Source organism: Micromonospora sp. NPDC051924 (assembly GCF_055586005.1).
Window position 1 is genome coordinate 65,299 of sequence record NZ_JBVJJA010000033.1, and the last position, 18,378, is coordinate 83,676.

At 74.8% G+C, this 18,378-nt stretch carries 17 protein-coding genes; 14 read left to right on the plus strand and 3 right to left on the minus strand.

Translation table 11 applies throughout. The annotated features are described in order from the left end of the window. Window positions 1-265 precede the first annotated feature (265 nt). From ACZ6S5_RS24225 to ACZ6S5_RS24245, 5 genes are all read left to right on the plus strand, one after another. A complete protein-coding gene (locus tag ACZ6S5_RS24225) occupies window positions 266-505 on the plus strand; it encodes a GntR family transcriptional regulator (RefSeq protein WP_466003939.1) in 240 nt (79 codons plus the stop codon). Between the two features lie 31 nt (window positions 506-536). After that, the gene (locus ACZ6S5_RS24230) at window positions 537-1,757 is read left to right on the plus strand and encodes a sensor histidine kinase (RefSeq protein ID WP_466003940.1); all 1,221 of its coding nucleotides are present in this window, start codon (window positions 537-539) and stop codon (window positions 1,755-1,757) included. Then, window positions 1,754-2,416, plus strand: a complete 663-nt coding sequence (locus ACZ6S5_RS24235; RefSeq protein WP_466003942.1) for a response regulator — start codon at window positions 1,754-1,756, stop codon at window positions 2,414-2,416. The genes ACZ6S5_RS24230 and ACZ6S5_RS24235 overlap by 4 nt, the downstream gene beginning before the upstream one ends. Before the next feature lie 147 nt (window positions 2,417-2,563). Further along, window positions 2,564-3,322, plus strand: a complete 759-nt coding sequence (locus ACZ6S5_RS24240) for an ABC transporter ATP-binding protein (protein ID WP_466003944.1) — start codon at window positions 2,564-2,566, stop codon at window positions 3,320-3,322. A 5-nt stretch (window positions 3,323-3,327) separates the two neighbouring features. Further along, window positions 3,328-5,811, plus strand: a complete 2,484-nt coding sequence (locus ACZ6S5_RS24245) for an ABC transporter permease (protein WP_466003946.1) — start codon at window positions 3,328-3,330, stop codon at window positions 5,809-5,811. A 101-nt stretch (window positions 5,812-5,912) separates the two neighbouring features. Here ACZ6S5_RS24245 and ACZ6S5_RS24250 read toward each other — a convergent pair whose 3' ends face one another. Then, window positions 5,913-7,292, minus strand: coding sequence for a serine/threonine-protein kinase (locus ACZ6S5_RS24250; RefSeq protein ID WP_466003948.1), 1,380 nt, complete (start codon window positions 7,290-7,292; stop codon window positions 5,913-5,915). A gap of 549 nt (window positions 7,293-7,841) precedes the next feature. Here ACZ6S5_RS24250 and ACZ6S5_RS24255 point away from each other — a divergent pair. The 8 genes from ACZ6S5_RS24255 (at window position 7,842) to ACZ6S5_RS24290 (ending at window position 14,925) form a co-directional block, all read left to right on the plus strand. After that, a complete protein-coding gene (locus tag ACZ6S5_RS24255; RefSeq protein WP_466003949.1) occupies window positions 7,842-8,483 on the plus strand; it encodes an RNA polymerase sigma factor in 642 nt (213 codons plus the stop codon). Window positions 8,484-8,499: 16 nt separating this feature from the next. Then, window positions 8,500-9,240, plus strand: a complete 741-nt coding sequence (locus ACZ6S5_RS24260; protein ID WP_466003950.1) for a hypothetical protein — start codon at window positions 8,500-8,502, stop codon at window positions 9,238-9,240. A 167-nt stretch (window positions 9,241-9,407) separates the two neighbouring features. Further along, the gene (egtA, locus tag ACZ6S5_RS24265) at window positions 9,408-10,643 is read left to right on the plus strand and encodes an ergothioneine biosynthesis glutamate--cysteine ligase EgtA (protein ID WP_466003951.1); all 1,236 of its coding nucleotides are present in this window, start codon (window positions 9,408-9,410) and stop codon (window positions 10,641-10,643) included. Window positions 10,644-10,687: 44 nt separating this feature from the next. Continuing rightward, entirely contained in the window at window positions 10,688-11,977 is a 1,290-nt protein-coding gene (gene egtB / locus ACZ6S5_RS24270) for an ergothioneine biosynthesis protein EgtB (RefSeq protein WP_466003972.1), read from the plus strand. A 16-nt stretch (window positions 11,978-11,993) separates the two neighbouring features. After that, window positions 11,994-12,740: an ergothioneine biosynthesis protein EgtC gene (gene egtC, locus ACZ6S5_RS24275; protein WP_466003953.1), complete on the plus strand. Its 747-nt coding sequence runs from the start codon at window positions 11,994-11,996 to the stop codon at window positions 12,738-12,740. 31 nt (window positions 12,741-12,771) lie between these two features. Next, window positions 12,772-13,737, plus strand: a complete 966-nt coding sequence (egtD, locus tag ACZ6S5_RS24280; protein WP_466003955.1) for an L-histidine N(alpha)-methyltransferase — start codon at window positions 12,772-12,774, stop codon at window positions 13,735-13,737. Between the two features lie 240 nt (window positions 13,738-13,977). After that, on the plus strand, window positions 13,978-14,565 hold the full coding sequence (locus ACZ6S5_RS24285; protein ID WP_466003956.1) for a TMEM165/GDT1 family protein: 588 nt from the start codon (window positions 13,978-13,980) through the stop codon (window positions 14,563-14,565). Window positions 14,566-14,721: 156 nt separating this feature from the next. Then, window positions 14,722-14,925, plus strand: coding sequence for a hypothetical protein (locus tag ACZ6S5_RS24290; protein ID WP_466003958.1), 204 nt, complete (start codon window positions 14,722-14,724; stop codon window positions 14,923-14,925). Between the two features lie 34 nt (window positions 14,926-14,959). Here the strand turns inward: ACZ6S5_RS24290 and nhaA are convergent, their stop codons facing one another. Further along, a complete protein-coding gene (nhaA, locus tag ACZ6S5_RS24295; RefSeq protein ID WP_466003960.1) occupies window positions 14,960-16,270 on the minus strand; it encodes a Na+/H+ antiporter NhaA in 1,311 nt (436 codons plus the stop codon). 426 nt (window positions 16,271-16,696) lie between these two features. Between nhaA and ACZ6S5_RS24300 the strand changes: the two genes are divergently transcribed. Beyond that, a complete protein-coding gene (locus ACZ6S5_RS24300; RefSeq protein ID WP_466003962.1) occupies window positions 16,697-18,154 on the plus strand; it encodes a tyrosine-protein kinase domain-containing protein in 1,458 nt (485 codons plus the stop codon). Here the strand turns inward: ACZ6S5_RS24300 and ACZ6S5_RS24305 are convergent. Then, the gene (locus tag ACZ6S5_RS24305) at window positions 18,135-18,299 is read right to left on the minus strand and encodes a hypothetical protein (RefSeq protein WP_466003963.1); all 165 of its coding nucleotides are present in this window, start codon (window positions 18,297-18,299) and stop codon (window positions 18,135-18,137) included. The genes ACZ6S5_RS24300 and ACZ6S5_RS24305 overlap by 20 nt on opposite strands. Window positions 18,300-18,378: the final 79 nt, after the last annotated feature.

Here is an 18,378-nt window from a genome sequence, read left to right on the forward strand (position 1 = left end):
CGGGCGGGGTCGACCGGCGCGACCGCGCGCCCGAGCCGACCGGAGCCCGGCACCCGCCCCGGGCCTGTCCGTGCTGAATCTGAACTGACTGAGGTCGGAGCAGCGGGCGGTCGGGACCGCCGGCCGCTCCGAGAGAAGGTGCGCAGTGCCTAGCTGGGCTCTCCTCGCGGCAAACTTTACCGGTAATACTGGTAAAGTCAACGTTGCTCTTGAAGTCCTCCCGGTGGCGTGATCAGATGGGTGCGCCTAGCTGGGAGTACTTCGCATGCCCGCACCACGGAAGTTCGAGCCGCACTATCGGCGGATCATCGCCGACATCAGGGGACGGATCGCGTCCGGCGAATGGCCACCCGGCCACAAGCTGCCCTCCACCAAGGCGCTCGCCGATCTGTACGAGGTGGGCAGCCAGTCCACCGTCCGGCAGGCGATCACGATTCTCATCGAGACCGGCGAGCTCTACGGTCACCAGGGCCTCGGCGTCTTCGTCGCCGACCAAGCTCGGTAGGCATCGACGCGTCGAACTGCCCGTACGCTGGGTGACCGTGGATCGCGTGATCTTCGGCCGTCCGGTGCGCAGCGTCGCCTTCGACGTCGCCGTCTCCGGGTTCGTGGCGCTCTTCGCCGTCCTCGGGGTCGTGGCGCAGCCCGGCGGCTGGCCGGCCACCCTGGTCGGGTTCGCGATGGCGGTGGCCCTGCTGTTCCGGCGGACCCACCCGTCGGCGGTGGCGGCCGTGGTCGGCGTGCTCGCCCTGACGCAGGTGCTCGCCCACTGGGGGCCGCTCGGCTACGACGTCGCCGTGCTGATCGCCCTCTACAGCGTGGTCAAGTACGCCGACCGGCTCCCGGACGGGATCGCCGCCGGGATCGTCGCGGCCGTCGGGGTGGTGCTGGCCGCCCTCCAGGTGCGCGGGCCGGCCGCCTGGTGGGCGAGCGCGCTCTGGTTCGGAACGGTCACTGCGGCGGTCTGGCTGGTCGGGCTGAACGTGCGTACCCGCCGGCTGTACGTGCTGAGCCTGGAGGAGCGGGCCGCCACGCTGGAACGGGAGCGGGAGGCCGAGGCCCGGGCCGCGGTGGCCGAGGAGCGCACCCGGATCGCCCGCGAGCTGCACGACGTGGTCGCGCACAGCATGGCCGTGATGATCGTGCAGGCCGACGGGGTCCGGTTCACCGTCGACCGCGATCCGGACACCGCCCGGGAGGCGGCCAAGGTGGTGGCGGACACCGGGCGGCAGGCGCTGGAGGAGATGCGTCGGCTGGTCGGCGTACTCCGGGAACCGAGCCGGCCGGAGCCGGTGGCCGCGCCGGGCGCGACGGCCGAGCCGGCACACCGCCGGCCGGCGCTGGTCGAACTGCCCGACCTGTTGGACCGCTTCCGCGCCGCCGGCCTGGCGGTCACCTGCGCGGCCACCGGCGAGCCGAGGCCGCTGCCACCGGGTCTGGAGCTGACCGTCTACCGGGTGGTGCAGGAGTCGCTGACCAACGCGCTCAAGCACGCCGGGGTGGGCGCGTCCGTCGAGCTGAGCCTCGACTGGTCCCCGGCCGCCGTCGTGGTGCGGGCCGCCGACGACGGGCGCGGCCGGCCGGTGGTCCGCCCGGCGCCGTCCGGCGGGCACGGCCTGGTCGGCATGCGCGAGCGGGTCGGGGTGTACGAGGGCAGCCTCGCCGCCGGTCCCACCCTGGGCGGGGGATGGCGGGTGGAGGCACGCCTGCCGCTACCGTCGGCACCCGCTGTGCCGGAGAGCGAGGAGCGAGCATGACCGTCCGCGTGGTGATCGTCGACGACCAGGCGCTGGTCCGCGCCGGCTTCCGCATGGTGCTCGACTCCCAGCCCGACCTGGCGGTGGTCGGCGAGGCGATCGACGGCGCCGACGCGCTGCGCGTGCTGGACCGGGTCGAGGCCGACGTGGTGGTGATGGACCTGCGGATGCCCACGATGGACGGGGTGGAGGCGACCCGCCGGATCTGCGCCCGCCCGCCCGGCCGGCCCCGGGTGCTGGTGCTCACCACCTTCGACACCGAGGCGGACGCGTTCGCCGCGCTGCGCGCCGGGGCAAGCGGCTTCCTGCTGAAGAACGTGCCGCCGGAGGAACTGCTCGCCGCGATCCGGGTGGTCGCCGAGGGCGACTCGGTGGTGGCCCCGTCGATCACCCGGCGGCTGCTCGACCGGTTCGCCGGTCAGCTCGGCCCCGGCCCCGCCGAGGACCCGCGGCTCGCCCAGCTCACCGAGCGGGAGCGGGAGGTGCTGCTGCTGGTCGCGCAGGGGCTGTCCAACGCCGAGATCGCCGCCCGGGTGCACGTCGCGGAGGCCACGGTGAAGACCCACGTCGGCCGGATCCTGGCCAAGTTGCAGCTCCGCGACCGGGTCCAGGCCGTGGTGCTGGCCTACGAGAGCGGGCTGGTCACCCCGGGCGGGTGAGCCCGCGTACGACCTGGGTCGTACGGGTCCACCCGGTCGGGGGCGACCCGGGGCGTACCGCGGTCGAGCGCGCAGGTGGAGATCGCCAAGGGGCTGTCGCACATAGCGTCGGAGACGAATCTCGACCGTGTCCGACAGGAGGACCCCGTGTCCGCAACCCCGACCGCCGGCGTCGCCGTCACCACCCGCCACCTGCGCAAGGAGTACGACTCCGGCCACCACCGGGTGGTCGCCCTCGACGGCGTCGACCTGGACCTGGCCGCCGGCCGGTTCACCGCCGTCATGGGTCCGTCCGGCTCGGGCAAGTCGACCCTGCTGCACTGCCTCGCCGGACTCGACCGGCCCTCCTCCGGGTCGGTGCGGATCGGTGACGCCGACCTCGCCCGGCTCGACGACCGCCGGCTGACCCGGCTGCGCCGGGACCGGATCGGCTTCGTCTTCCAGAAGTTCAACCTGCTGCCCACCCTCACCGCCGAGGAGAACATCGTGCTGCCGCTGGCCATCGCCGGCCGGCGACCCGACCCGGACTGGCTGCGGCAGGTGGTCGCCGCGGTCGGCCTGACCGACCGGCTCCGGCACCGGCCCGCCGAGCTCTCCGGCGGCCAGCAGCAACGGGTCGCGGTGGCCCGGGCGCTGATCACCCGACCCTGGGTGATCTTCGCCGACGAGCCGACCGGCAACCTGGACAGCCGGTCCGGGGCGGAGGTGCTGCGGCTGCTGCGCGATGCGGTCGACACGCTCGGCCAGACCGTGGTCATGGTGACCCACGACCCGGTGGCCGCCGGCCACGCCGACCGGGTGGTCTTCCTCGCCGACGGCCGGCTGGTCGACGAGCTGCACGCGCCGAGCGCCGCCCAGGTCCTCGACGCGCTCGCCCGCCTCGAGCCGCAGCCGGTGGGGCGGTGACCGGCATGTTCCGCCTGACCCTGCGCCAGCTGCGCGCCGACGGGCTGCGCCTGCTCCCGTCCACGCTGGCGATCGTCCTCGGGGTGGCCTTCGTGGCGGGGACCCTGATGTTCGCCGACGGCATGCGCGCCGGCGCGTACGCCAAGGCCGGTGTCTTCGACCGGCACACCGACCTCGCCGTCTACGGCGGTGACGACAAGCCGCTGCCACCGGCCCTGCTGGACCGGGTACGGGCCGTCGACGGGGTGGCCGCCGCCGGCGGCGAGCTGGTCGGCTCGGGCGGGGTGACCGGGGCGGACGGCCGGCCGGTGCTCGGGTACGCCGTACTCGCCGCGATCCCCGGCGACCCGGGCGTGCAGTCGTACCGGGTGGTGGCCGGGCGGCTGCCGGCCGGGCCGGGGGAGGTGGTCCTCGACGAGGCCACCGTCGCCGCCCAGCGGTTCCACCTGGGGTCCCCGGTCCGGGTCGGTGGCGCCACCGGCGCGGCGCGGCCGTACACCCTGGTCGGCACCGTCGACGTGGCGGGCACGTCGCGCGACGTCGGCGGCCCGTACATCGGGCTGGCCGGGCCCGACGCGCTGACCGTCACCGGCCAGCGCGGCTACGACCGGATCCTCGTCGCCGCCGCGCCCGGGGTGGACCGGGCCGCGTTGGTCGAGCGGGTCCGCGCCGCGCTCGGCACCGGCGTCACCGTCAAGGACCGGCGGCAGATCCTCGACGAAGCGGTCAAGGACGCCGTCCGCGACCTGCGGCAGTTCACCAACTTCCTGCTGGCCTTCGCGGTGGTGGCCGTGGTGGTCTCCGGGTTCGTCATCGCCAACACCTTCGCCATCGTGCTGGCCCAGCGCACCCGGCGCACCGCCCTGCTGCGGCTGGTCGGCGCGACCCGTGGTCAGGTGTTCCGGGCCACGCTGCTGGAGGCGGCGGTGACCGGCCTGACCGCCTCGGCGGCCGGTGTACTGGCCGGAGTGGGGCTGGCCGTCGGCCTGTCCGCCCTGCTGGCCGCCCGGGGCGGGCCGGCGGGCGGCACGCCCGCGATCGGCGTGCGGACCGTCCTGCTCTGCCTGCTGCTCGGCACCCTGATGACGGTCGGCGCCGCGGCGCTGCCCTGCTGGCAGGGCACCCGGGTCGCGCCGGTGGCGGCGCTGACCGACGCCGCCGTGCACCCGGCGCGGCGGGCCGGTCGGCTGCGGCTCGCCGCCGGCGGGCTGGTCCTCGCGGCGGGAACGGCCGCGCTGGTCGGCGCGGGAGTGGCCGGACAGGTGTCGCTGGTCGCGCTCGGCGGGATCCTGGCCTTCTTCGGCATCGTCCTGTTCGGACCGCTGCTGATGCCGGCGCTGGTGCGGCTGCTCGGCCGGCCGGCCCGCCCGCTGCTGGGCGTGACCGCCGGGCTGGCGGTCGCGAACGCGGTACGCAACCCGCGCCGGATCGCCGCGACCGCCACCGCCCTGGTGATCGGGATCGGGCTGGTGTCCGCGTTCGTGGTGGGCGCGGCCAGTGCCAAGCGGGGCATCGAGCAGGCGGTCGACGCCGAGGTGGGGGTGGACTTCGTGGTGACCGGCATCGGCGGGGACCTGCCCGCCTCGCTGACCGGCGCGCTGGCCGCCCGCCCAGAACTCGGCGTGGTGCACGAGCAGCGCCACCGGGTGGTCGACGGCGTGCAGGTACGCGCCGCGCACCCGGCCCTGGCCCGGCGGACGCTGACCGGCGTCGACGCGGGCGATCCGGGCCGGCTCGGCCCGGGCGAGGTGCTGGTGCACCGCCCGCTGGCCCAGGCCCGCGGTTGGCACGCCGGGCAGACGGTCACGCTCGCCGGCCGGCCGTTCCGGATCGCCGCCGTGGTGCGGGCCGAGGACGCGCCGCTGGCCGGCAGTCAGGTCCCGGCCGGGTACGTGGTGGACATGGTCGACGCCGACTTCGGGGCGCTCTTCCCGGGCACCCGCGGTTACCTCGCCGAGGTGGACCCCGCGCCGGGAGTGGCGCCCGCCGCCGCCAAGGCGGCCATCACCCGGGTGCTCGCCGACTACCCGACGGTCAACCTGATGGACCAGGCGGCGTACAAGCGGATGCTGACCGGCACCGTGGACATGGTGCTCGGCTTCGTCACCGCGCTGCTCGGCCTGGCGGTGGTCATCGCCCTGGTCGGGGTGGCCAACACCCTCACCCTGTCGGTGGTGGAGCGCACCCGGGAGAACGCCGTGCTGCGGGCGGTGGGACTGACCCGGGGTGGCCTGCGGGCCGCCCTGGCCGTCGAGGCGGTGCTCGTCGCGCTGGTCGGCGCGGTGCTCGGGGTCGCGCTCGGCATCGCGGTCAGCGCCAGCGCCATGGCCGTGGTGGCCCGGGTCGGCGGGGCGTACGTGTTGGTGCTGCCGTGGAACCGGATTGCCCTGATCCTCGGGGTGGCCGTGCTGGCGGCGCTGGCCGCCTCCGTGCTGCCCGCCCGCCGGGCCCTGGCCCGGCCGATCGTCGAGTCGCTCGGCGCCGAGTGACGCCGGCGCTCCGGCCCCACGACCGGGTGGGGCCGGGGCGTCCGGTCAGAGTCGCTCGACGGCCGGGCCCTGGCGGCGGTTGCGGGCTGCCCGGAGGGGACTCAGCCCGTGCCGGCCGGCGGCTGGCCGCCACCGCCGCCGGCCGGGTCGGTGGTCGTCGTGGTGGCGGTCGGCGGCGTCGTTTCCGTGGGCGGGGCCGTGGTGGTCGGGGCCGTGGCCGGCGCGCTGGGCGCGGGCGACGGCAGCTCCGACTGGCTCGGCTCGGCCGAGGGGCTCTGCGAGGCGCTGGGCGTCGCCGAGGCCGACGCGGACGGCTTCGTCGACGCGGGCGGCCGGTTGGGTCGGCCGCGCGAGTCGGTCGGCGGCGCCTCGGTCGTGGACGACACCTCCCCGATGCTGGGGGCGACGGCGGGAGACGTCGGCTGGATGGTGGTGGCCGGGGGTTCGCCCGCGTTCTTCGCGGCGCCCAGCGCCGCGCCGAGGGCGGCCAGCGCCACCAGGACCGCGGCCAGCGCACCGAGGAGCGTCCCGCGCCGGCCGCGCCGCCCGGCCCGCGCCGCGGCGGCCGGCGGGACCGCTGCGGTCAGGTCGTCCCGGGTGTTGGCCGGGCCGGCCGCGCCGCGCAGCGCCACCGGCACCATCGCGGTCGGCGACTCGCCGATCGCCGCCCGGGCCGCCTCGGCCATCGCCGCGCCCGAGGGGAAGCGGTCGACCGGGTCCTTGGCCAGTGCCCGGGCGACCAGGTCGCGGACCGACGGCGGGATCTCCGCCGGCAGCTCCGGCGGCTCGTCGTCCAGGTGCCGGACGGCCACCTGGAGTGGGCTGTCGCCGGTGAACGGCGGGGTGCCGGTGAGGCAGCAGTAGGCGACCGCGCCGAGCGCGTAGATGTCGGTGGCGCCGGAGACCGGCCGGCCGGCGGCCTGCTCGGGGGCCATGTAGAGGGCGGTGCCGGGCACCGCGTTCGTGCTGGTGATGCTGGTCACGTTGGTCGAGCGGGCCACCCCGAAGTCGACCAGGACAACGGTGCCGTCGTCCTGCACCAGCAGGTTGCTCGGCTTGACGTCCCGGTGCACGATGCCCCGGTTGTGCGCCGCGTGCAGAGCCTGCGCCACCTGCGCCACGATCGACATGGTCTCGGCGACCTCGAGGTGGCCGGCCGCCTCGATCCGCCGGGACAGCGGCTCGCCCTCGACGAACTCCATGACCAGGTAGTCGGCCCGGCTGCCGTCGGGCAGCTCGTCCTCGCCGCAGTCGAAGACCTGCACGATGCCCGGGTTGCGCAGCGACGCCATGATCCGCGCCTCGGCGCGGAAGCGGGCGATGAAGTCGGGGTCGGACACCAGCGCGGGAAGCAGGACCTTCGCCGCGACCTGACGGCCCAGCACCAGGTCCGTGGCACGCCAGACGTCCCCCATGCCGCCGGTGGCGACACGGTCATCCAGGCGGTACCGACCGCTGAGCACGACCTCCGAAGACAACACCTCAATACCGTACCCAGAGGGGGCGCGGAGTATTTCCCGCGATCTCTACCGTCGCGGCCGGCGGGCGGCCCGGTGCCGATCCGCCGAACGGCCAGCCGGCTGGACGGCTAGTGGCCGAGGGTGACGAGACGGGTACATTCGGACAGGAAATGCGTTCGTGGCTTCGTATCTCCGACTTGCGGACAGTTGTCGTGAGGCAACTGACACCTGGCAGCGTGCACGGAGTGGTCCTTGTTACACCGACCCGCCGTCGGGGCCCGTAGACATTTCTCACTCTTTTCCCGACGGATGGTGGCTTGTCGGCCCGTCTGTCCGCTCCTAGCGTTGGCCCGGCTCTGGGCCGCCCCATGACGCCGGTACGGTATGTCCGCCGACGGCCGTACCAAAGCGGCACATGTCCACGCGCGCCCGCCTCGGCGGCGGTCGCCGATCAGGTCAGCGGGGGGCTGATGGTGCGGGTGGAGGTCCGGACACCGGACCTGCGGGACGTCGGTGACGCGACCGGCGGGCGCCGGTCCGGAGAGTTGGCACGGCGGGAACGGCAGGTTCATGACCGGTGAGCTGAGCGAGGCGGTGGCCGCGGCGCAGGCGGGCGACGAGGCGGCCTTTCGGTTCCTCTATCGCAGCCTCCAACCGGGTCTGCTGCGCTACCTCACCGCGCTGGTGGGCGCGGACGCCGAGGACGTCGCCTCGGAGGCCTGGCTGCAGATCTCCCGCGACCTGCCCAGCTTCACCGGCGGGGAGTTCCGCGCCTGGACCGTCACCATCGCCCGCAACCGGGCCATGGACCATCTCCGCCGGCAGCGCCGGCGGCCGTCCCTGCCGGTGCCGGTGCAGGCACTCAGCGAGCTGGCCGGCGACGCCGACACCGCCGAGCGGGCCGGCGAGACGATCGGCACCGAGTCCGCGCTGGCGCTGATCGCCACCCTGCCGCCCCGGGAGGCCGAGGCGGTGCTGCTGCGCGCCGTGATCGGCCTGGACGCCGAGACCGCCGGACGCGTGCTCGGCCGGCGGGCGGGCGCCGTCCGCACCGCCGCGCACCGCGGCCTGCGCCGCCTCGCCGCGCTGCTGGAACGCTCCGACCTTGGACAGTCACCGGGCGTGGCCGGGGGAGGTGCCCCGCCCCGCCCGCGTACCGGCCGGGGACGGCAGGCGCCGAACGCGCCGACGGCCGAACCGGCGGACGGATGACGTGAGGGGACCCTGGATGACTTTTCGCCGGTCTGACGGACCCGCCGATCGGGCGGAGTCCGAGCGGCTGCTCGACGCGGCCCGCGCCGGACGTCCCCCGCAGCCGGGGGCCGACCCGCTGGCACACCTGCTCGCCGCTGCCGCCGCCCCGGCCGACCCGGGTGAGCTGGCCGGCGAGGAACGGGCCCTCGCGGCGTTCCGGGTCGCCCGGACGAACCCCGTGCCGGCGTCGGTCCCCGCGCCCCGCCGACGCCGGTTCCGCGTCGGCGCGGTGGCCTGGGCGGCCGGCCTCGCCGCCACCGCCACCGCCGGAGTCGCGTTCGCCGCGGTGAGCCTCGACCGGCCGGACCAGCCGGCGCCGCCGCCCGCCCCGAGCACGGCGGGCAGCACCGGCGCGGGCGACACCGGTTCGCCGTCGCAGTACCCAGGCCCCGGCAGCTCCGGTCCCGCCGCCTCGCCGACCCCCGGGCGCACCGCTGGACCGGGCCGCCCGCCCACCATCGAGCAGCTCACCGGCCTGTGCCGGGCGTACCTGGCGAAGCCGGCCGACCAGCGGACCAGGGCGCTGGAGTCGCCGGCCTTCGCCGACCTTGTCGCGGCGGCGGGCGGGGCCGGGCAGGTCGACCGATACTGCGCCGGGCTCGTCCCGGACCAGGGCCCGAAGACCTCGCCCAGCGTCCGGGCCACCCGGTCGCCGGACGCCGGGATCCCGCCCTCCCCGGCCCGTCCCACTGGCCGGCCGAGCACCGCCGGCTGAGTCGCCGCCAAGCGGCCGCAACCAGATTTCGGACAAAAATTCATCTCCCTGGGCGCGCGGATTCCGTCTGCTAGACAGAAGATGGTGGGACTGCGGACGCCCGCCGGCGACGGTGCCGGCGTCCGGGGCGACAGAGCCGTCGCCACCCCGGGGAGAGGAGCCGTCTCTTGGTGATGTCACCCGAGCTGGACCGGACCACCGCCCTGCGGGACGAGGCCGCGGCCGCCGGGCACATCGCCAGGATCTGCTTCAAGACCGGCCCGCCCGCCCTGACCGGCGTCGAGCTGGAATGGACGGTGCACGACGCCGCGGACCCGACCCGCCCGGTCGACCGCGAGCGACTGCGCCGGGCCCTGGGGCGACACAGCCCCGTCACCATCGACCCGACGAGCCCCGCCGAAGGGCTCCGGCACGGCGGCGCCGTGACCGTGGAGCCGGGCGGGCAGGTGGAAATCTCCTCCGCGCCGCGACCGTCGATCGCCGCGCTGATCCAGGCCACCACCGCCGACATCGCCGAGCTGAGCGCCGTACTGGACGCCGCCGGCCTCGTGCTGGGCAGCACCGGAATGGACCCCTGGCGGGCTCCGCGCCCGGTCGTCGAGACCCCGCGCTACCAGGCCATGCGCTGCGTCTTCGACCGGCGCGGGCCGGCCGGTCGCGCCATGATGTACAGCACCGCGGGTCTCCAAGTGTGCCTGGACGCGGGCGAGCCCGAGCGGCTGGCCGAGCGGTGGGCGACCGCGCACGCCGTCGGGCCGCCGCTGCTGGCCGCGTTCGCCACCGCCGACCGGCACGCCGGCCGGCGGACCGGATGGGCCTCCGCCCGGATGGCGGCCTGGCTGGCCATCGACCCGGCGCGGACCCGGCCGGTCTGGTCACCCGATCGCGCGGACCACGACCCGGTCACCGCCTGGACCCGGTACGCGCTCGCCGCGCCGCTGCTCTGCGTGCGCGGCGACGGTCCCGACTGGACCCCGCCGCCCGGCGTCACCTTCGCCGACTGGCTGGCCGGCGCGCTGCCCCGCCCACCGACCACCGAGGACCTGGAGTACCACGTCAGCACGCTCTTCCCGCCGGTCCGCCCGCGCGGCTACCTGGAGATCCGCTATCTGGACACCCAGCCCGGCCGGGAGTGGACGCTGCCGCTCGCGGTGCTGGCCGCGCTCTTCGCCGACCCGGCCACCACCCGCGCGGCCCTGGCGGCCGCCACGCCGGTCGCCGACCAGTGGTACCCCGCGGCGCGCCACGGTCTGGGCGACCCGGCGCTGGCCGCCGCCGCGGTGTCCCTGTTCGACCTGGCCCTGGCGGCCCTGCCCCGGCTGAACCTGCCCGCGGGGCTGCACGACGAGACGAGCCGAGGAATCCGGCGGCGCCGCGCCGCCGCGGAGAGGAGACACCGGTGACGACGACCGAGCGGCCGGGGACCGGGAGCGAGCGCCTGCGCGGCATGATCGCCGCGGAGTTGGACCGCACCCGGGCCCGGACCGCGCTGCTGACCGACGCGGTGGACGACGACGACCTGATGCGGCAGCACTCCGTCCTGATGTCCCCCCTGGTCTGGGACCTGGCGCACGTGGGCAACCAGGAGGAGCTCTGGCTGGTCCGCGACGTCGGCGGCCGCGAGCCGGTCCGTCGCGACATCGACGACCTGTACGACGCGTTCAAGCAGCCCCGCCGGGACCGCCCAGCGCTGCCCCTGCTGCCTCCGGCCGAGGCCCGCGCCTACGTGCGGACCGTGCGGGACAAGGTCTACGACCTGCTCGACGGCATCCGGTTCGACGACCGGAGGCTCGTCGAGGACGGCTTCGCCTTCGGCATGATCGTGCAGCACGAGCAGCAGCACGACGAGACCATGCTCGCCACCCACCAGCTGCGCGCCGGGGCGCCGGTGCTGGACGCGCCGCCGCCGCCCGAGCCGCGGGCACGGGTCGGCGGCGAGGTGCTGGTGCCGGCCGGGCCGTTCACCATGGGCACCTCCACCGACCCCTGGGCCCTGGACAACGAGCGGCCGGCGCACACCGTCGACCTGCCGGCGTACGTCATCGACGCGGCGCCGGTCAGCAACGGGCAGTACCGCGCCTTCATCGCCGACGGCGGGTACGACGAGCCGCGCTGGTGGAGCGAGGCGGGCTGGCGGCACCGGGTCGAGGCGGAGCTGACCGCGCCGATGCACTGGCGCCGGGACGGCGACGGCTGGGCGTACCGCCGCTTCGGCCGCTGGTCCCCGGTCCGCGACGACGAGCCGGTGGTGCACGTCTGCTGGTACGAGGCGGAGGCGTACGCGGCGTGGGCGGGCAAGCGGCTGCCCACCGAGGCGGAGTGGGAGAAGGCGGCCCGCTGGGACCCGGCGACCGGCCGCTCCCGCCGCTATCCGTGGGGTGACGAGGACCCGGCCGTCGCGCACGCCAACCTGGACCAGCGGCACCTGTGGCCGGCGCCGGTGGGCGCGTACCCGGCCGGTGCCTCGCCGCTCGGCGTGCACCAGCTCATCGGGGACGTCTGGGAATGGACCTCGACCACCTTCCGCGGCCACCCCGGCTTCGTCGCCTTCCCCTACCGGGAATACTCGGAGGTCTTCTTCGGCGACGACCACCGGGTGCTGCGCGGCGGCTCGTTCGGCACCGACCGGTCCGCCTGCCGGGGCACCTTCCGCAACTGGGACTACCCGATCCGGCGGCAGATCTTCAGCGGCTTCCGCTGCGCCCGCGACGCCCGGCCCGAGGAGGCGCACGCGTGACGGGGCGCACCGTCTGATGTGTCGACACCTGGCGTACCTGGGGCCGCCGGTCAGCCTGCGCAGCCTGCTGTACGACCCGCCGTACGGCCTGCTGCGGCAGTCCTGGGCGCCGCGCGACATGCGCGGCGGCGGCACCATCAACGCCGACGGTTTCGGCGTCGGCTGGTACCCGGGCGCGGGGGATCCGGTGCGCTACCGGCGCGCGCACCCGATGTGGAGCGACACCACGCTGCCGGAGCTGGCGGCGGTCACCGTGGCCGGCGCGGTGCTCGCGGCGGTCCGTTCCGCCACGGCCGGCATGCCGGTGCAGGAGACCGCCGCCGCCCCGTTCGCCGAGGGGCGCTGGCTGTTCAGCCACAACGGCGTGGTCCGGGGCTGGCCGGACGCGGTGGTGCCGCTCGCCGCCGAGCTGCCGGTACGCGACCTGCTCACGCTGGACGCGCCGACCGACGCCGCGCTGCTCTGGGCGCTCGTGCGGCACCGGCTCCGGGCCGGGGCGGAGCCCGCCGCCGCGATCGCGGAGACCGTCGCCGCCGTCACCGCGGTCGCCCCCGGTTCGCGGCTGAACCTGCTGCTCACCGACGGCGCCACGGTGGTCGCCAGCGTCGCCGGCCATGCCCTGTCCGCACGCCGTACCCCCGACTCGGTGCTGCTGACCTCCGAGCCCCTCGACGACGACCCCGGCTGGCAGGCCGTGCCGGACGGGCGACTGGTGGTGGCCACCGCCACCGGGTGGGACACCCGGGAGCTGACGGCCGTCTGAAACCCGCAGGTAGGACAGGAAGGGACACGACATGAGCGCGGAGCCTCTGGAGATCTACCTGGAGGAGCAGGACCTCGAGCGCGGCCTGCGCGAGGACGTACGGATCGGACTGACCGCGACGCCGAAGTGGCTGCCGCCGAAGTGGTTCTACGACGCCCGGGGCAGCGAACTCTTCGAGGAGATCACCCGGCTGCCGGAGTACTACCCGACCCGCGCCGAGCGGGCGGCGCTGGCCGCGCACGCCGACGACGTCGCCGAGCTGACCGGCGCGAAGACGTTGATCGAGCTGGGCTCGGGCTCGTCGGAGAAGACCCGGTTGCTGCTGGACGCCTTCACCCGCCACGGCGACCTGGGCACCTTCGTGCCGCTGGACGTCTCGGTCAGCGCCCTGCGCCAGTCCACCGAGCAGATCGCCGCCGAGTACCCCGGGCTGCGGGTCCGTGGCATCGTCGGCGACTTCACCCGGCAGCTCGACCGGCTGCCCACCGGCGGCCGGCGGTTGGTGGTGTTCCTCGGCGGCACCATCGGCAACCTGCTCCCGGTGGAACGGGCCGAGTTCCTCACCGCGATGCGCGCCGCCCTGGAGGCGGGGGACTGGCTGCTGATCGGCACCGACCTGGTCAAGGATCCGAAGGTGATCGTGCCCGCATACGATGACGCCGCCGGGGTGACGGCCGACTTCAACCGCAACGTGCTCCGGGTGATCAACCGGGAACTGGGGGCGAACTTCGACCCGGAGGCGTTCACCCACGTGGCGGCCTGGGACCCCGAGCACGAGTGGATCGAGATGCGGCTGCGGGCCGAGCACCCGACCCGGGTGCGCGTGCTCGACCTGGACGTCGACTTCGCCGCCGGCGAGGAGCTGCGGACGGAGGTCTCGGCGAAGTTCCGCCCGGAGGGGATCGCGGCGGAGCTGGCCGGTGCCGGGTTCAGCCGGCAGGCGTTCTGGACCGACCCGGACGGGCTGTTCGGGGTCAGCCTCGCCCGGGCCGACTGAGCCTCGGGCGGTCCGCCGCGGGTGAGGCTGTCCACCCGCGGCGGCGGGGCCGGTCGTGGTCGGCTAGGCTGGGCGGTGCGAAGGGGAGTAGCCCCCAATGTCGTGGTCGACATACTGACGTGTTCCGCGTCCGGCCACGCGGCCCCGGTCCCCGGGGCGGGCGAGACCTTCGACTCTGGCTGTCGCAGCCGGGTCGAGGGCGCCCCCGTACCTCCTCCCGGCTTGATCGGGAAGGTTCACATGGACGGTTTCCTCGTCGCGCTGGTGATCAGCTTCGGCGTCATCTTCGTCGCCGAGCTGGGCGACAAGTCCCAGCTCATGGCGCTCACGTTCGCCACGCGATTCAGGCCCCTGCCGGTGCTCATCGGCATCACCGTCGCGACCGCGGTCGTGCACCTGGCCTCGGTGGCGATCGGGTACGGCCTGCACGCGGCGCTGCCCACCGGCTGGATCTCGCTCATCGCCGGCGTGGCGTTCCTCGGCTTCGGCGCCTGGACGCTGCGCGGGGACAAGCTCACCGAGGAGGAGCGGCGCAAGGCCGAGAAGACCAGCAAGTCGGCCGTGGTCGCGGTCGGCGTCGCCTTCTTTCTCGCCGAGCTGGGCGACAAGACCATGCTCGCCACCATCACCCTGGCCACCAAGTACGGCTGGTTCGGCACCTGGCTGGGCTCCACCCTCGGCATGGTGGCCGCCGACGCGCTCGCCATCATGGTCGGCCGGATGCTCGGCCGGCACCTGCCGGAGAAGGCCATCCGGTACGGCGCCGCGATCCTCTTCGCCATCTCCGGTCTCTGGCTGATCCTCGAGGCGGTCAACGAGCTGGCCTGAGGCAGCGGGGGTGCCGCCGTCGCGACCGCGCGCCGGTCGTGACGGCGGAATCCCGGCTCCCGATGATCGTGGCCGGCGTCGCTGGGTATGAACACCCGTGCCCGCGTTCCGGCGCGAGCGCCGAGAGCCAACCAGGACGACCGGGAGGTCCCGCGCATGAGCAGGCACGACGAGCCCAACGAGTACGGTTTCGCCGGGGAGGGCACCGCCCCCGAGCCGCCGCCCGGCGGGCGCTCCGACGAGCAGGACCGGGCCGAGGCGGTCGCGGTCCCGGGCGACGACCTTCTCGACCCGTACGCCGACGCGGTGGAGGAGGAGACCGACGGGACCGAGGAGGAGCGCGCGCGACGCCGGCGCTGACCCGCGGCGCGGGGTGCCGGGCGGGTGGTGCCGCTTACGCGGTCTCCTCCTGGTAGACGTCCGGCACGCCGTCGCCGTCGCTGTCCCGGCTCTCCCGGGCCGAGATCCGCCGGTAGACCCGGTTGCGCCGGAGCAGCACCGTCGACGCCAGGGCGGCGGCGATCAGCGAGCCGAGCAGGACGGCCGCCTTCACCCGCTCGTCCTCGGCGCTGCCGGGCCCGAAGGCCAGCTCACCGATCAGCAGCGACACGGTGAACCCGATTCCGGCCAGCAGCGCCAGCCCGAACAGGTCGGCCCAGGTGATCTCTTCGTCCAGCTCGGCCCGGGTGAACCGGGCGAGCAGGAACGTCGACCCGAACACCCCGATGGTCTTGCCGAGCACCAGCCCGGCGGCCACTCCGATCACCACCGGATCGGTGAGCACGCCGCCCAGGTCCACGTCGACCAGCGACACGCCGGCGGCGAAGAACGCGAAGACCGGCACCGCCAGGCCGGCGGAGACGGGCCGCCACCGGTGCTCCAGCCGCTCCGCCAGCCCCGGTCGGCCGGTGCGGGACGACAGCACCGGCACGGTGAAGCCGAGCAGCACCCCGGCGACTGTGGCGTGCACCCCGGAGGCGTGCACCAGCGCCCAGGCCAGCCCGGCGAGCGGGAGCAACGCCCACCACCAGGTCCGCCGCCGCTGCACCAGCAGCGCGAACGCGGCGATCGGCAGGAGCGCCGTGAGCAGCGGCAGCGGGTGGAAGTCGGCGGTGTAGAAGACCGCGATGATGATGATCGCGAAGAGGTCGTCCACCACCGCGAGGGTGAGCAGGAACGCGCGCATGCCCTGCGGCAGGTGGGAGCTGACCACGGCGAGCACGGCGAGGGCGAAGGCGATGTCCGTGGCGGTGGGGATCGCCCAGCCGCGCAGCCCTTCCCCGCCGGCGGAGAGCACCACCGCGACGTAGCAGAGGGCGGGCAGCAGCATGCCGCCCATCGCGGCCACCACCGGCAGCGCGGCTCGTCGCGGATCCCGCAGGTCCCCGGCGACGAACTCCCGCTTGAGTTCCAGGCCCACCACGAAGAAGAAGATCGCCAGTAGGCCGTCGGCCGCCCAGGCGGCGAGGCTGATGTCCAGGTGCAGCGCGTGGCCGCCGGGCCACGGCACCCAGTCGCCGAGCTCGCGGTAGGCGGACCGCCAGGGGGAGTTGGCCCAGAGCAACGCCACCACCGCGCCGAGCAGCAGCAGACCCCCGCCGACCGTCTCCGTGCGCAGCACGTCGGCCAGGAAGCGCGCCTCCGGCCACGACCGTCGGGACAGGAAACGGTAGGGCCGGCGGGTGCGCGGGGTGCGGTCGGTCATGCGGTGTCCACCTCGGGATCAGGGGTCGGCGAAAGGATCGCCGACCAGACTTCCCGGCACACCTCCTCCGACCCTATCCAGGCGGGCGCGTGACCGCGACGTGAGGCGGTGGGGACCACGCGGCAGCCGCGAAGCCGCCGCACCACGTGGCCGTGTCCAGCGTTAACAGGGAAGGTGGCGCCCGGTGGGGGACCCGGGGACGCGTCGCGCGTCGTCGTCCGCGGCGGGTTCGCGATTGCCTGGTTGGCCTCCGGTTCGTTGCGGTAATGGGAGGATTTACGGCTTGGATCCGGGTCTCATCGTCTACATTCTTCAGGTCACCTAAAGTCATGGATGAGTGATTCAGGTCCTTACACGAGCTTTTGCATTTTAGGGGGCTTTCGTGCAGTTTAATGGGCTGACCGGCGTGTCGCGAGGGGGAACGTGATGGACGCTCACGGCTACCTGCATCTCGTCCGGCGTCGCTGGTGGATCGTGCTGCTGACGCTGATGGCGGCCCTCGGCGCGGCAGCCGCGGTGACGGTCCGCGCTACGCCCCGCTACGAGGCCTCCGTCACCTTCTTCGTCACCACCCCGAGCCAGGGCGTCACCGACGCCTACCAGGGCGGTCTGTTCCTGCAGCAACGAGTGAAGTCCTACGCCGACCTGCTCACCAGCGACCGGCTGGCGCAGAGCGTGGTGGCGGAGAGCCCGCAGGGGCTGACCGCCGACCAGGTGCGGCGACGGATCAGCACCAGCTCCGAGAACGGCACCGTGCTGCTCAAGGCGACTTTCACCGACACCGACCAAGCCCGCGCGCTGAGGACCACCGAGACGCTCTCGGCCAAGTTCGTCGAGCTGGTGCAGAAGGTGGAAACGCCGACGGGCGGCCAGTCGCCACCGATCAAGCTCGAGGTGGTGAGCGGCCCCCGGGTCACCTCCAGCCCGGTCTCCCCGCAGCCGGTGCGCAACATGGTTCTCGGCGGCCTGCTCGGCCTGCTGGTCGGGGCGGCGCTGGCCGTGCTGCGCGGGATGGCCGACGTGCGGATGCGGGACGCGGCCGCGCTCCAGCGGGTCACCGGCAGCCCGCTGCTGGGCGAGATCCCGTTCGAGTCCGGCGCCAAGAACGCCCCGCTGATCGTCGGCGACGCGGCGAACTCGCCCCGGGCCGAGGCGGTCCGCAAGCTACGGACCAACCTGCGCTTCGTCGACGTGCACGAGCCGGCCCGCGTCATCGCGGTCACCAGTGCCCTGCAGGGTGAGGGGAAGACCACCATGGCGTGCAACACCGCCATCGCGCTGGCCGAGGCCGGCTGGCGGGTGCTGCTCATCGACGCCGACCTGCGCCGACCCAAGGTCGCTGACTACCTCGGCCTCGACGGTGGGGTCGGGCTCACCGACGTGCTGGTCGGCGACGTCCAGGTCGGTGACGTGGTGCAGCGCTGGGGCGACAAGTCCCTGCTCGTGCTGCCCAGCGGAGCCACCCCGCCCAACCCCAGCGAGCTGCTCGGGTCCAAGGCGATGGCGGACCTGCTGGTGGCGCTGCGCGAGTCGGCGGACATCGTGGTCATCGACACCGCGCCGCTGCTCGCCGTCACCGACGGTGTGGTGGTGGCCGTGCAGGCCGACGGGGCGCTGCTGATCACCCAGCAGGGTCGCACCTCGCGCAGCCAGGTGGCCGCGGCCGCCCGCTCCCTGAACTCCGTCTCGGTCCGGCTGCTCGGCTGCGTGCTCAACATGGCGAAGGTGGCCAAGGCGGACGCCTACCAGTACGAGGCGTACAAGGTGGTCCTCCCGCCGGCGGCGCCGTCGGTGCCGGCCGACCGGGCCGGTGTCGCCCGGCGCGGCAAGCGCGCCGCCGCGGGTGGCGACCGCACGCAGGAACTCAGCCGGCTGACCCGATGAGCGCCAGCACGGGTCGGATCGACCGCTCGATCTCCTCGGCGCAGCGCCGGAAGTCGGCGGGCGTACCCCCGATCGGGTCGCGCAGGTCGTCCGCGTCCGGGCCGGCCGGTTGCAGCCGGGCCCGGGCGAGGGCGGCCGCCTCCACCGCGGGGGGGGGGGGGGGGGCGGCGCGGGCGGGGGGGGGGTGTGGGGGGGGGGGGGGGGGGGGAAAAGAGGGAGGGGTG